This is a genomic window from Streptomyces sp. LBL, from assembly GCF_029893585.1.
GTDB lineage: Bacteria > Actinomycetota > Actinomycetes > Streptomycetales > Streptomycetaceae > Streptomyces.
This window is the reverse complement of the sequence record NZ_JARXYX010000044.1, coordinates 1-12,469: the sequence shown is the minus strand read 5'-3', so window position 1 is coordinate 12,469 and position 12,469 is coordinate 1. Positions and strand designations below refer to the sequence as shown.

Genomic DNA, 12,469 nt, shown 5'->3' with positions numbered 1-12,469 from the left:
AGGGCCAGTTCGAAGTGGGCGTCTACGCGGGTGAGAACAGGTGGTCGCTGATGAGACGGGCCGCGCCGATGACTCCGGCGGTGGGGCCCAACTCCCCCAGCACAATGGGCAGGTTGCCGGTCGCCAGCGGCAGCGACTGGCGGTAGACCTGGGTGCGGATCGCGGCGAGCAGGGTGTGGCCTAGGCCGGTGACTCCGCCACCGATCACCACCAGGCCCGGGTTGAAGAAGCTGACCAGGCCGGCGATGACCTGGCCGACGCGGTCGCCGCCCTCCCGGATGAGGTCGAGCGCGACGGCGTCGCCCGCGGCGGCTGCGGCGGCGACGTCGACGGCGGTGAGGCCGCCGTTCGCCTCCAGTCGGGTAGCGAGCTCCGTCGAGCGGCCCTGTTGGGCCGCCTCCATGGCGTCCCGGGCGAGGGCCGCCCCGCTGAAGTGAGCTTCCAGGCAGCCCCGGTTGCCGCAGGCGCACGGGCGTCCGCCGGGCACGGCCTGGATGTGCCCGATGTCGCCAGCGCTGCCCGTCGTCCCGCGGTGAACGTCCCCGCCGGCGACGATGCCGCAGCCGATACCGGTACCGATCTTGACGCAGAGGAAGTCACCCACGGAGCGTGCGACGCCCGCGTGCATCTCCCCCATCGCCATCAGGTTCACGTCGTTGTCGACCATGACCGGGCAGCCGAGTTCCTGACTGAGCGCCTCCCGCACAGGGAAGCCGTCCCAGCCCGGCATGATCGGTGGAGCGACCGGTACGCCCTCGGGAAAGCGGACCGGTCCCGGGACGCCGATGCCGGCGCCGTCGAAACCCTCCGCGAGCCCAGAAGCCCTCAACTTCGCGGCCAGGGACAGGACTTGATCGAAGACCGCGACCGGGCCCTCGCGGACGTCCATGGGCTGGTTGAGATGACCGAGGATCTCCAACTCGGCGTTGGTGACGGCGACGTCGACCGAGGTCGCACCGATGTCCACGCCGAGGAATCGCAGATTGGGGGCCAGCCGGATGTTGTGGGAGCGGCGGCCGCCGCGCGAGGCGGCGAGTCCGTCGGCCACGACCAGGCCGGTCTCCAGCAACCGGTCCACTTCGACGGCCAGTTTGGACCGCGAGAGGTCGACACGATCGCCCAGCTGGGCACGCGAGTTGGGGCCTCCGTCACGCAACAGCTTGAGCAGCCGGGCCTGGTGGGCGTTCGCGGGTCGCGCTGTCATGCGTCTCACGAACCCCTCCCCGCCTCAATCGGCCGCCTGCTGTGGTGCTTTCGAGTGGAACGTAGCAGCGGCTGCCGAACCTGGGAAGAACCTGTGCACAGATTGCTGCAAGCTTTCTCCACTCACAGGACAAAGATGCTCCCGCAGTACCGCGCGGTGGCGGGCCTGGATGCCGTGGCGGGCGTGAGCGATCCCGAGACGGTTCCGAACGCCGCGCACCTTCGCACGGCAATGAGCAGGGGCGCATACGCAGGTGTGGTGAACGACGGCCTCCGGCACGCCTACATGCGTAGGCAAACGCATGTAGGCAAATGCGGGTGGGGCAACACATTTAGTGGAAGACCCGCTACGCGGTCCGCTCCGGAGTCGAGGGCAAGCAATGAGTTCGCCCACGGACACGGCATGCGCCACTGCCGCTACCGCGGACAGCCGAAAACCCACCTGCAACACATACTCACGGCCATCGCCGTGAACATCGAACGACTCAGCGGCCAGTCGGCGACCGAGGAACCCTCTCCGCCGAGACCGCCGACCGCCTACCAGACCTTCCTGGACCAGAACGAGATCCCCCGGTCAAAGTCCTGGCGAACGCTCGGCAGCTGAGTCCGACCGTCCAAGATCCCCGACAGAGTCGAGCTAAGCCCGGTTGCCCGCACCATCCTGAGGTCCCGCCCGGCGTGTGCGCCCGCGCGCCGCCCTCACTTCGTTCGCCCATCGCCGCAGTGCGGCCGGGCCGCCCCACAAGGCGCCCGTCAGTACCAGGCCGCTGAAGACGATCAGGGCGATCGGCGTCACCAGCGCGCCAGCGTCGGTGGCGGAGTAGTCGTGGCCGGACATGTGGCGGACGTCGATCGTGTGGCCCTGCTCGTTCCCGGACGGCTTTACCCAGGCATGCTGGTCGACTGTGCTCCCGTCGTCGGAGCGGTAGACGCCCGAGCATACCCACGAAGGGGAGTCGGACCCGCCTTCGTCGTGGCACGAGGCGGCCCGGATCGTTCCGGCGGTCCCGGCCCAGCCCGCCGCGTACGCCAGCTTCTGCGCCCCCAGGCCGACCATCCACAGCCCCAGCAGCATCAGCACGGTCAGCACCGCCGCTTTGCCCAGCAGGCGCCGCAGACTCGGCGGCCGGGCCGCACCGCCTCGACGCCGCGGTGTGGCCTTCGCAGGCCCGCCGGCCTTCACCAACTTCACGGGCTTCCCGAGCTTTCCGGGCTTCCCGGGCTTCCCGGGCTTGGCCCGGCCGGGCGCAGGCTTCGAATCGCGGGGAGCTGGCTTCGCGGCCTTCACCACGTGGCGCCTCCGTGCTGGCCGCCGACCGCAGCGGTCGGCAGGTGGATCGGTCGCCCTACCAGGGCGGAGCTGTCGGACAGCACGCTATCCGTTCACCTGCGCCCTGGTCGGCCGTTCGGTTCCTGCGCTTCCCCTGCTGCTGGTTGTGGGCCGGGCCGACGTCTCTATGTTCAGGACCAGGGAGTCGGGCAGGACCTCCAACTGCTCACGGACGCCGGGGTCAGTGAGGCGCAGCAGTCCGGGGGACGCATAGAGAGGCCATTCGGGCACACCTCGCTCCCTGGGTGCGACGGATCTCGAACATGGCCGAAACCGGGGTCCTGTGGTGTTGTTCCCCCGGGTAACACTGGTCTCGCAAGTTGCTTGAGACTTGGACAACCTCTCGATGATGGGAAGAGACATGCGCCTGACGTCCCCCCACGACCGCACTCGCCGCACGGTCCGTTCCGCTTCGCTGGCCGCCCTGCTCGCCCTCACCGGCGCCGGCGCCCTCGTCGCTGCGCCCACAGCGTCCGCAGCCCCCACTGCCTCACTCACCGCCGACGTTCCGATGGCAGCCAGGGGCGCCGGGAACTCCGTCGTGTATTTCGGCAGTCTCCGGATCGACGACGGCACCTCCGTCACCTGCGTGAACACGACGAACGCCAGCACCTCAGGTGGCAACGGCCGGATCATATTCGCCACCAACTACAGGGTCACCACGGGCGTCACCTACGGCGTCTCCGCCTGGGAGACCGGCAACTGTGACTCGGGCGGGGGGCAGTCCCTCGGCGGCGTGACCGTCAAGCCCACGGCCGCCGACGTCTCCAGCGGTGTCTACAACATCAGGATCCCCTAGGGCACGACCGACTGACCGAGGAACTGATTGCCTTCAACACGGCCGCCACCGGTGCGGCCGACCGCGGGACCTTCTCGGTCAAGGTCACCGACGAGGAGGGTGAACTGGTCGACGGACTGGCCGCCTGGAGTTGGGGCGGCCTGTGCGGCATCGAGCTCCTGTGGGTGCGCGACGACAGTCGCAAAGACAGGTGGGGCAGCAGGATTCTGCCGGCGGCCGCGGACGTGCACTCGTTCAAGTCGCTGGTCGCAAAGGGCCGCTCTGGTCAGTCGTAGGCGTGCTGGTCGCAGCCACTCCTTGATGGCTGCGACCAGCACGGTCGCCTCACGGCGGAAGGCATAGCCGGATGACGACCCGTCAGCGCACGGTCATCCGCACCGGAACCAACGGGTACGTGTACGGCGTGTCCGTGCCGACCGCGAGCGCGGCCGTGTAGGTGCCGGCGGTGTCCACCGCCGGCACGCCCGCATCCAGCCGGACGGTGACGGTCAGGCGCTGGCCGGGGGCGAGCGTATGCGTGACGGGTGTGGCGGACAGCCAGCGGACGTCGGTCGCCGGGACGCAGCTGTCGAGGTCCGGCAGCTGCTCGACGTTCGCGTGGGCGTCGAAGACGCTCGGTGCGCCGCCCACGCGGTAGAACCCGCAGGCGCCACCGGCCCGGTAGAGCGGCGTGGTGGCGGCGGGCAGGGCCGTCCAGGTGCGGGCGGCCGGGTCGTAGGCGTAGCCGGCGCTGGTGACGGCGCCGAGCAGGTTGCTGACCCCGCCGGAGAGGAGGAAGCGGCCGTCGGCGGTGGTGGCGGCCGAGGCCCACAGGTCGATGGGAAGGTCGGTGATCGGAGTCCACGCGGCGGTGGCCGGGTCGTAGGCGTAGCCGTGCCGCGTACCCTCCACCACGGTGGTGCCGCCCGCGCAGTACAGGATGCCCGAGACGGCGCCGCAGCCGAGCCAGGAGATGGCCTCGGGGTAGGGCGTGGTGGTGGCCCAGGTGTCGGTGGCCGGGTCGTAGACCTGCACTGCGGTGGCGCCGGTGCAGTAACCCTGGCCGCAGCCGCCGACCAGGTACCACTTGCCGTCGAGCGTGGCGGAGGCCGCTGCCGCGTACCCGGCGGGCACCGGGGCGGCGGTGGACCAGGTGCGGTGCTGCGGGTCGTAGACCTCGGTGGTGGTCACGGTGTCGCCGTCCGCTGTCCAGCCGCCGGTGACGTACAACTTGCCGTTCAGGAAGGCGGACTGGGGTGACTCACGGGGGGTGGGGTGACCGCCGGGGATCGCCGTCCAGGCGGCGGTGACGGGGTCGTAGACGTAGCCGCCGGACAGGACGGAGGTGCCGTCGGTGCCGCCGACCGAGTAGACGCGGCCGTCCGGGCCGGTGGCGACGGCGTTGTCGATGACGGGGGTGGGGTAGTCGGCGAGGGAGGTCCAGGCCGAGGCGGCGGGGGTCACATCCGTGGACGTGGACGCGGAAGGGGTCTTCGGCTTCGGCTTCGTCTTCGTCTTCGGCTTCGTCTTCGTCAGCCGGTCTGGGGTGTAGTCACCGGGGACGTACTTCGGAGCTGCCGCGCCGGCCGTCTTCGCCGTCGGGATGTCCCCGGACCGCTCGGTGAGGCTGACGGTGAGCGGGGCCGAGCCGGTGTTGCGCAGGGTGAACTGGGCGGTGGTGGCTTTCCCCTTGCGTACGGTCTTGTCGACCGCCGCCGGGCTGATCGCCAGCTGTCCGGCGCGCAGCACCGCGTCGAGGCGGGCGGCGTGGTCGGCCTTGACGTTCACCTTCCTCGTCGCCGTGGTGTAGTGCTCGGCGCTGAACGCGACCTGCTGACGGCCCGTCCGCGGCGCGAAGCGTACGTACGAACCGTCGCCCGCCGTGGTCGCCTTGGGCGCCTTGGCGCCGGTCCTGCCGCTCACCGTCGCACCGCTCAGCTGCCGGCCGGTGTTGCGGTCCGTCACCGTCCCGTACAGCAGCGCGCCCGGCACCGGCTTGCAGGTCATGCCGCCGAAGGCGACGTCGTCGACCTGCCAGTAGTAGGCGTAGTCGCCGTTGTAGCGGAACCGCACCTGGACGGCGGACTTCCCCGCCGCGTCCGGGAGGGCGATGCTCTGCGTCCCGGGGCCGGCGGAGTCGGTGTCGCGGTGCCAGACCGTGGACCAGGTCGTGCCGCCGTCGACGCTGAGGTCGACGTCGGCCCTGGAGTCGTCGTCGAACGGCTTGTAGAAGGTGCCGAAGCGGACCGCGGGCGTGTCGTGGCCGGTCAGGTCGAGGACCGGGGAGAGGAGGGAGGTGTTCTGCCGGTCGCCGGAGTAGCCGCTGTCGGCGATGGCGAAGTCGCCCGAGCCGCCGGTGAGGTTGCCGCGCCCGGCCGGGTCGTCGAAGCGCCAGGTGTGACCGCTGCCGGTGACGCTCCACCCGGCGGGCGCCTGAGTGCCGTCGAAGGTCTCGGTGGCCTCGCTGAACGTCTGCTTGTAGCCGGGCGCCACGCAGGCGGCCGCGTCGACCGGGATGCCGAAGTCCTTGCGGCCGGCCTTGGCGCCCACCGTCAGGTCGGCCGTCGTGACCTGGTAACCGGTGTAGACCGGGTCGACCTGCAGGGTGTAGGTGCTGTTGGCGGGCAGTTCGAGGGTGTAGCGGCCGGTCGCCGGGTCGGTGTACGTCCGGGTGGACGGCTCACCGGTGACTTGGATGCCCGCGGAGAGCGGCCAGCCGTGTCCGGAGCCGTCCCGGATCCGACCGCTGACGGTGACCAGGGGCTGGGCGGTGAGGGTGAAGTCCCGGGCCACGGTCGCGTCGTCGCCGACCCCGACGGCGGCCGGTGTGGTGCTGCCGTAGCCGAACTTGGCGGCCGTCACGTCGTACGTGCCCGCCGGGAGCGTCATGTCGTAGGTGCCGTCGGTGCCGGTCGTCGTGGCGTTCGCGCCGGCCGTGATCCGCACTCCGGCCACCGGGCCGCCGGCGGACGGGTCGGTGACCTTGCCGGTCAACCTGCCGTACGGGCCGGTGGTGAAGGCGGCGGTGCCGTTCGGGGTGCCGAGGCCGGTGGGGCCGTCCCAGCCGGGGCCTGCGGTGCACAGATAGGCGGTGGCGCAGGTGCCGTTGGTGCCGCTGGTCACGTCGTTCAGAGCGCCGCTCGGCGCGCCGTCGCGGGCACCGGTGTGGGCGTACGGGTAGGCGTTGGGGTAGGTCTTCGCGCCCGGCTTCCCGGCGAGCGCGTAGGTGGCGGCGATGATCGGGGCGGACGCGCTGGTACCGCCGTAGACGCCCCAGCCGCGGTCCTCGTAGGTGTTGTAGACGGTGACGCCTGTCGCCGGGTCGGCGACGGCCGACACGTCCGCGTTGGCGCGGTTGGCGCAGCCCCGGTCGGTCTGGAAGGACGGCTTGGGGGAGTAGGCCGAGCAGCCGCTGCCCGCCCCGGTCCAGGCGGACTCGTTCCAGCCCCGGATCGTCCCGGCGTCCCGGCTCAGCGCCGTCCCGCCGACGGCCGTGACGTACGGGAGCGTGGCCGGGTAGCTGTTGCCGTAGCCGTTGTCGCCGGTGCTGAAGGTGATCGCCACGCCCGGGTGCTTGTAGTAGTCGTCATCGGGCAGGTCGCCGAACGCGCTCTCGCTCCCGCCCCAGCTGTTGGAGACGTATGCGGCGCCGAGCGCGACCGCCGTGTTCTCCGCCTCGCCCAAGCCCTCGATGGACGGCTCGTCGGCCTCGACCAGCAGGATGTGGCAGAGCGGGCAGGCGGCGCTGACCATGTCGAGGTCGAGGGCTATCTCGCCGGCCCAGCCCGCGTCGGGCTGTGGGTACTCGGTGCCGCCGCGCTGGTCGGTCTTGCGGAAGCAGCCGTTTGCGGTGGTGCAGGGCGGCAGGCCGAACTGGGAGCGGTAGACGGCCAGGTCGGCCTCGGCGTTCGGGTTGTCGTAGGCGTCGACGATGGCCACCGTGACCCCGGCCCCGGCAACGTCGGACGGCAGGTCGTAGGCGCTCTGGAGGTCGGCGGGGCCCAACCCGGCGGGGGCCAGCAGGGGTTGGAAGCCTTTGCCGGTCTGCCGGACATCATCGCGGGCGACCGCGAAGCAGGCCATCTGGTTGGGTTTGTCGGGTCTCGCGCAGAGGGGGTGCGTCGGCACAGTCGAGGCCGTCGAGGCGGTGGCGGTCGTGGTGGTTGCCTCGGTGGTGGCGGTGGCGGTGGCGGTGGCGGTCTGGGGGAGTGCCCAGACCAGTGTCATCAGGATGCCGAACAGGGCGGTTAACGCGGCCAGTCGGGTACGGAACAGTCCCACCTTGATCATCTGGGTCCTTTCAGACCTTCATGGGTAGCAGGGAAACGATCAGGCGGGAGCGTAATTCATGCACATGTCACGTGTGTGAAATTGTGCGCTCCTGATTGATCGATTCCACGGCACCCGCCGCACTGGCACCGCCGACCTGCAGATGCTCGCCAGGGCCCGGGCATCGTCAGTGGTGGCCGAGGTGGTGTCCACGTCCGTGGTCGCTGTGCGTGCCGAGAATCACGTCCGTGCAGCTCAAGTGGCGTGTTGGTACTCGTGGATCACTCCGCCGAGGCGGTCGTGTCGACGTATGTCGAGGCGAGCGATCTCCCTGGGGTCGGTGATGGTTTCGGGGAGTGCGCGCAGCGGCGCGGCTGCCTGCAGGGAGCGGTGGGTGCGGTGCTCGTTGTGGATGAACGCCGCGTCCGGCTCGGAGGGCTGGCGAACGTCCGCGTCCTCGATCTGGAGAGCGGCAAGCACATCAATGTCACGCATGCCGAGGACGCCGCCTTCTGGGAGTGGGCGATCGTTGAGGTCCTGCGGCATTCAGGCGTGCGCACAGAAGAGGCCCTGGAACTCACCCATCTCAGCATCCGGCAGTATCAACGGCCCAACGGCGAGGTCATCGCCTTGCTGGTGGTCGCTCCCTCGAAGAGCGACCGAGAACGCGTCATCCCCATGTCCGCCGAGCTGTTCGCCGTCGTCGCGGCCATCGTCCGCCGCCACACCACCGGCGGCCAGACCATCCCGCTCTTGCCTCGTTACGACCCGAAGGAACGGCAGAGCAGCGCACCCATGCCGTTCTTGTTCCAACGCAAGATCGGCACCAAGCACGAGGTCATGTCAGATACCACCGTGGTGAACATGCTGAAGCGCCACTGCGTCGAGCTCGCCGAACAACACCCTGGCTTCCTTGCGACCAGCTTCACCCCGCACGATTTTCGCCGACTCCTGGCCACGGAGCTGGTGAACAGCGGGCTTCCGATCCACATCGGAGCAGCCCCACTCGGACATTTGAATCTTCAAACGACTCGTGGATACGTCGCCGTGTTCAACGAGGACGTCGTCCGGCACTACCAGGGATTTCTCGACCGGCGCCGCCAGGCCAGGCCACCGATGAGTACCGGCCGGTCACCGAACCCGAATGGCTCGGCTTCGAGGAGCACTTCGACCAGCGCAAAAGTCGAGCTGGGAGGATGCGCCCGCCCCTACTCGACACCTTGCCAGCATGAGCACGCCTGTCTGAGATGTCCCATGATCAACATCAATCCGAAGATGCTGTCCCGCCTCGACGAGATTGAAGTCGACCTTCTGGCCCGCCGGGCCCGAGCCGAAGCAGAGGGGTGGCTCGGTGAGATCGAAGGGATCGACCTCACCCTGTCCTTCCTGTGCCAGAAGCGAGACCAGACCCGTCGGCTCGCCAGGGTCGCGCCGGTCGACCTCGGCATACCCGGCATCGCGCCGCGTTCAGCGGCCAGGTGATCGGTTGACGACACCCCAGCTGAGCGTCGGCGTGCTCGCGGTGGGCGCGGACGGGTACCGGGCGCTGGTCTCCTACGGCGAGATCGCCCCGGGCTCCGGCAACCGGGGCGATCCTGGCCGTCGAGCAGGACGGGGCACCGCCGGCCCGACCCCGGCTGGTCGTGACCGGCGAGGTCACCGGTGGGCGCGACGTCAACGACGTCGTCGAGCTGGACGTCGTGCGCGTCGGGCCCACCGGCTAACCCCGAGCAACCTCAGCGGTGTGCGCAGGGGTGTAGCGCTCGCCCATCACCCGGTCGCTCAGCGGGTCCAGCGCGGCCAGCGCCTCGGCGTCCAGGGTGAGCTCCAGCGCGGCCGCGTTCTGCTCCAGCCGGGCAGGGCTGCGGGTGCCCGGAATGGTCGCCACCGCCACCCCGAGCCGCTCGGCCTGGGCGTACACCCAGGCCAGCGCCACCTGGGCCGGGGTGGCACCCAGCCGGTCGGCCACCTCGCGCACGGTCTGCGCGATCTTCTCGTTGGCCTCGCCCGCCTCGCCGGCGAAGCGGGGGTTGGTGCGCCGGAAGTCCTTCTCGCCCAGCGTGGAGCGGTCCAGGGCGCCGGTCAGGAACCCCCGCCCCAGCGGCGAGTACGGCACCAACCCGACCCCCAGCTCGGCCATCACCGGGGTGACCGCCTCGACGTCGCGGGTCCACAGCGAGTACTCGCTCTGCACCGCGGTGATCGGGTGCACCGCGTGCGCCCGGCGCAGCAGCTCACCGTCGACCTCGGACAGGCCCAGATGGCGGACCTTGCCCGCCTCGACCAGCTCGGCCATCGCCCCGACGGTCTCCTCGATCTCCACGTCCTGGGGCGGGCGGTGGGCGTAGTACAGGTCGATCACCTCGACGCCCAGCCGCAGCAGCGAGGCGTCGCAGGAGCGCAGCACGTAGTCCCGGGCACCGCGGATGCGGCGTGCCCGGTCGCCGGCGCTGCGGTCGATGCCGAACTTGGTGGCTAGCTGCACCTGGTCCCGGCGGCCGTGGATGGCCCGGCCCACCAGCACCTCGTTGTGCCCGGTGCCATAGGCGTCGGCGGTGTCCAGGAACGTGATGCCCAGCTCCAGGGCCCGGTTGATGGTGGCCAGGCCGCCGTCCCAGTCGGCGGCGCCGTAGCTCTCGCTCATCCCCATGCACCCCAGGCCCATCGCGCTGACGGTGAGACCAGGCGAGCCGAGCGTGGTTCGGGTGATCATGCGCGGATACTCCTCCTGCCCGGCGGACCGGGCGGTACCTCGAGGGCTGACGAACGCCTCCGACGCTAGGCCCTGGAGCGCGCTCGAAGTCAAGCCGGAGGACCGGCCCCCGCCGGCGGGTCAGGCGCGGCGGGGGCGGGGCGGGGGCGGGGGCGGGGGCGGGGGCGGGTGAAACGGTCCACCGGCAACAGGTCGCCATAGGGCTGTCCTCCGGGGCACTGCACATCGCGGTGGACCTCGCGCCGGCCCAGTTCGGCTTTCACGCCACCGCATACCTCTGGCTCACCGTCACCCGGGCGATCTCGATGCGACCGGCACCGCACTATCGCTGCATCCCGAGACCACGTTCACGGCCGCTGCCACCGGCGCGGCCAATCTGCTGGTCACTGTCACCTGCAGGGACACCGAGGACCTGTACACCTTCATCACTACCAAGGTCGGCGTGCTCCCCGCCGTGCGCCAAGTCGAAGTCGTGCCGGTTCTGCATCGCCTCAAGCAGGCCGGGACCAGAGTCCATAACGGACGTCTGGTACTGGATTAGACCGTCCACGCTCGTCCCCGTCAGGCACGGTGGAGTGCCGGCGCTGCCCGGCGCACCCTGTCGATCACCTGGGAGTTGGGTCGTTCTGGCCGTAGCCGTGACAGGACGCTGTGGAAGCTCCTGAACAGATCTCCTCGGCGTGCCGTCTTGCTTGGTGCAGAGAAGCCACCGCCACCAGCGCAGAAGATCGAAGGCATAACTGCGGACGCTGCCCGGCCGGTTGTCACGAGCGACGAAGTCGATCAGGAACCTGCGAATCGGGTCCACCGCCCTTCCCTCCTCGTTGAAGACCAGCCAGGGAACTGCCCCGGCCCCGACGGCTACCCGTCCCCATCGCGGCAAACGGATCGACTGGATGTCACGAGAGGCTGCGTCCAACTTCCTTGCGCTCCTTCGTCGTTCGGATGCGCAGGGTCTACCGACTAGGCCGTGCGAGGGATGCGCTCACGTCCGGCGTGTCGTCCGGTAGTCCGGCCAACACCTCGTTCCCGGGACGGGCTGACGACCAAGTTCCATTTGGCGGTCGAGCAGGCCCAGAAGCCGATGTCGCTGGTGATCACCGCGGGGCAACGTGGTGACTCCCCGCAGTTCCAGGTGGTCCTGGGACGTATCCGGGTGCCCAGACCCGGGCCGGGCCGTTCGCGCACCCGGCCGGACAAGGTTCGTGCCGACAAGGCGTGCGGCTCGCGCGCGAACCGCGCCTACCTGCGCAAGCCCGGTATCCGCTGCACGATCCCGGAGAAGCGCGACCAGATCGCCAACCGCAAGAAGCGCGGCTCCCAGCGTGGCCGGCCGCCCAGGTTCGACAAGGACGACTCCGAAGTCCCGACGGGCCTTGTCCCGGTTCTTGCTTCCCTTCTTCTTGCGGGACAGCTCCCGCTGGGGCCTTTTTGAGCTTCTTCTCCGCCCGGCGCAGGAACCTGGGGGAGTCGATCTTCTCGCCGGTGGACAGGATCGCGAAGTGGGCAAGGCCCAGGTCGATACCGATGACCTGGTCCGTGTCGGGCATGCGGGCAGCGTCGGCGGCGGGGTCGGTGTCGATGACGAAGGAGGCGAAGTACCTGCCCGCCGCGTCCTTGATCACGGTGACGGTGGTGGGGGTGGCGGGCAGGGTGCGCGACCACTTGACCTTCACCGCCCCGATTTTGGGCAGGCTCAGCTGACCATGGTCGGTGAGGGACCAACGGGCGTTCGCGGTGAACCGGATCGACTGCCGCTTGTCCTTGCGGGACTTGAAACAAGGCGGGCCCAGCTTCGGGCCCTTCCGGGTGCCCTTGAGGGAGGCGAAGAAGTTGCGGTAGGCCGTCTCGGCGTCCCGCAAGGACTGCTGAAGGACGACCGAGGAGACCTCGCCCAGCCAGGACCGTGCCGGGCTCTGCTTCGCGGCAGTGATCAGCTTCTTCGAGAGATCACCCGCCTTCGGGAAGGCTTCCCCCGCCGCACGGGCGTCCTCGCGGGCGCGCACGGCGTCGTTGAAGACGACGCGGGCGCACCCGAACGCCCTCGCCAATGCGATGCGCCGGCCGGTGTCCGGGTACACGTCGGGTAGCCGGGATGCATTACTGCATCCCGGCCCCCTCAGAACCGTGCGTGCACCTTTCAATGCACACGGCTCAAGCTCGCCCCATGGGCCAG

8 protein-coding genes and 3 pseudogenes are annotated in these 12,469 nt (G+C 69.9%); 5 read left to right on the top strand and 6 right to left on the bottom strand.

Features of this window, described 5'->3' with window-relative positions; all coding sequences use genetic code 11:
• Positions 1 to 22: 22 nt before the first annotated feature.
• Positions 23 to 1,204 (bottom strand): ROK family transcriptional regulator, encoded by a 1,182-nt coding sequence (locus M2271_RS37495; protein WP_280891944.1) that lies wholly within the window; start codon positions 1,202 to 1,204, stop codon positions 23 to 25.
• A 135-nt stretch (positions 1,205 to 1,339) separates the two neighbouring features.
• Between M2271_RS37495 and M2271_RS42670 the strand changes: the two are divergent.
• Positions 1,340 to 1,630 (top strand): annotated as a pseudogene (locus M2271_RS42670) (hypothetical protein); the annotation flags it as partial.
• Positions 1,631 to 1,672: 42 nt separating this feature from the next.
• Positions 1,673 to 1,807: a hypothetical protein gene (locus M2271_RS37490; protein WP_280891983.1), complete on the top strand. Its 135-nt coding sequence runs from the start codon at positions 1,673 to 1,675 to the stop codon at positions 1,805 to 1,807.
• Between the two features lie 33 nt (positions 1,808 to 1,840).
• Here M2271_RS37490 and M2271_RS37485 read toward each other — a convergent pair whose 3' ends face one another.
• Both M2271_RS37485 and M2271_RS37480 read right to left on the bottom strand, forming a co-directional pair.
• The gene (locus M2271_RS37485; RefSeq protein WP_280891943.1) at positions 1,841 to 2,395 is read right to left on the bottom strand and encodes a hypothetical protein; all 555 of its coding nucleotides are present in this window, start codon (positions 2,393 to 2,395) and stop codon (positions 1,841 to 1,843) included.
• 183 nt (positions 2,396 to 2,578) lie between these two features.
• A complete protein-coding gene (locus M2271_RS37480) occupies positions 2,579 to 2,764 on the bottom strand; it encodes a hypothetical protein (RefSeq protein WP_280891942.1) in 186 nt (61 codons plus the stop codon).
• Between the two features lie 130 nt (positions 2,765 to 2,894).
• Between M2271_RS37480 and M2271_RS37475 the strand changes: the two genes are divergently transcribed.
• On the top strand, positions 2,895 to 3,332 hold the full coding sequence (locus M2271_RS37475) for a hypothetical protein (RefSeq protein WP_280891941.1): 438 nt from the start codon (positions 2,895 to 2,897) through the stop codon (positions 3,330 to 3,332).
• 357 nt (positions 3,333 to 3,689) lie between these two features.
• On the opposite strand, the gene M2271_RS37470 is transcribed toward M2271_RS37475, so the two are convergent.
• Positions 3,690 to 7,601, bottom strand: a complete 3,912-nt coding sequence (locus M2271_RS37470; RefSeq protein WP_280891940.1) for a carboxypeptidase regulatory-like domain-containing protein — start codon at positions 7,599 to 7,601, stop codon at positions 3,690 to 3,692.
• A 255-nt stretch (positions 7,602 to 7,856) separates the two neighbouring features.
• On the opposite strand from M2271_RS37470, the gene M2271_RS37465 reads away from it, so the two are divergent.
• On the top strand, positions 7,857 to 9,062 hold the full coding sequence (locus tag M2271_RS37465) for a site-specific integrase (RefSeq protein WP_280891939.1): 1,206 nt from the start codon (positions 7,857 to 7,859) through the stop codon (positions 9,060 to 9,062).
• A 238-nt stretch (positions 9,063 to 9,300) separates the two neighbouring features.
• Here M2271_RS37465 and M2271_RS37460 read toward each other — a convergent pair whose 3' ends face one another.
• On the bottom strand, positions 9,301 to 10,293 hold the full coding sequence (locus M2271_RS37460; RefSeq protein WP_280891938.1) for an aldo/keto reductase: 993 nt from the start codon (positions 10,291 to 10,293) through the stop codon (positions 9,301 to 9,303).
• A gap of 1,024 nt (positions 10,294 to 11,317) precedes the next feature.
• On the opposite strand from M2271_RS37460, the pseudogene M2271_RS37455 reads away from it, so the two are divergent.
• Positions 11,318 to 11,629 (top strand): annotated as a pseudogene (locus M2271_RS37455) (transposase); the annotation flags it as partial.
• 33 nt (positions 11,630 to 11,662) lie between these two features.
• Here the strand turns inward: M2271_RS37455 and M2271_RS37450 are convergent.
• Positions 11,663 to 12,374: pseudogene (locus M2271_RS37450) on the bottom strand (transposase); the annotation flags it as partial.
• Positions 12,375 to 12,469 lie beyond the last annotated feature (95 nt).

Coding starts and splice junctions, on each gene's coding strand:
- M2271_RS37495 (WP_280891944.1), bottom strand. CDS start 1,204: ATGACAGCGCGACCCGCGAACGCCCACCAGGCCCGGCTGCTCAAGCTG.
- M2271_RS37475 (WP_280891941.1), top strand. CDS start 2,895: ATGCGCCTGACGTCCCCCCACGACCGCACTCGCCGCACGGTCCGTTCC.
- M2271_RS37470 (WP_280891940.1), bottom strand. CDS start 7,601: ATGATCAAGGTGGGACTGTTCCGTACCCGACTGGCCGCGTTAACCGCC.
- M2271_RS37460 (WP_280891938.1), bottom strand. CDS start 10,293: ATGATCACCCGAACCACGCTCGGCTCGCCTGGTCTCACCGTCAGCGCG.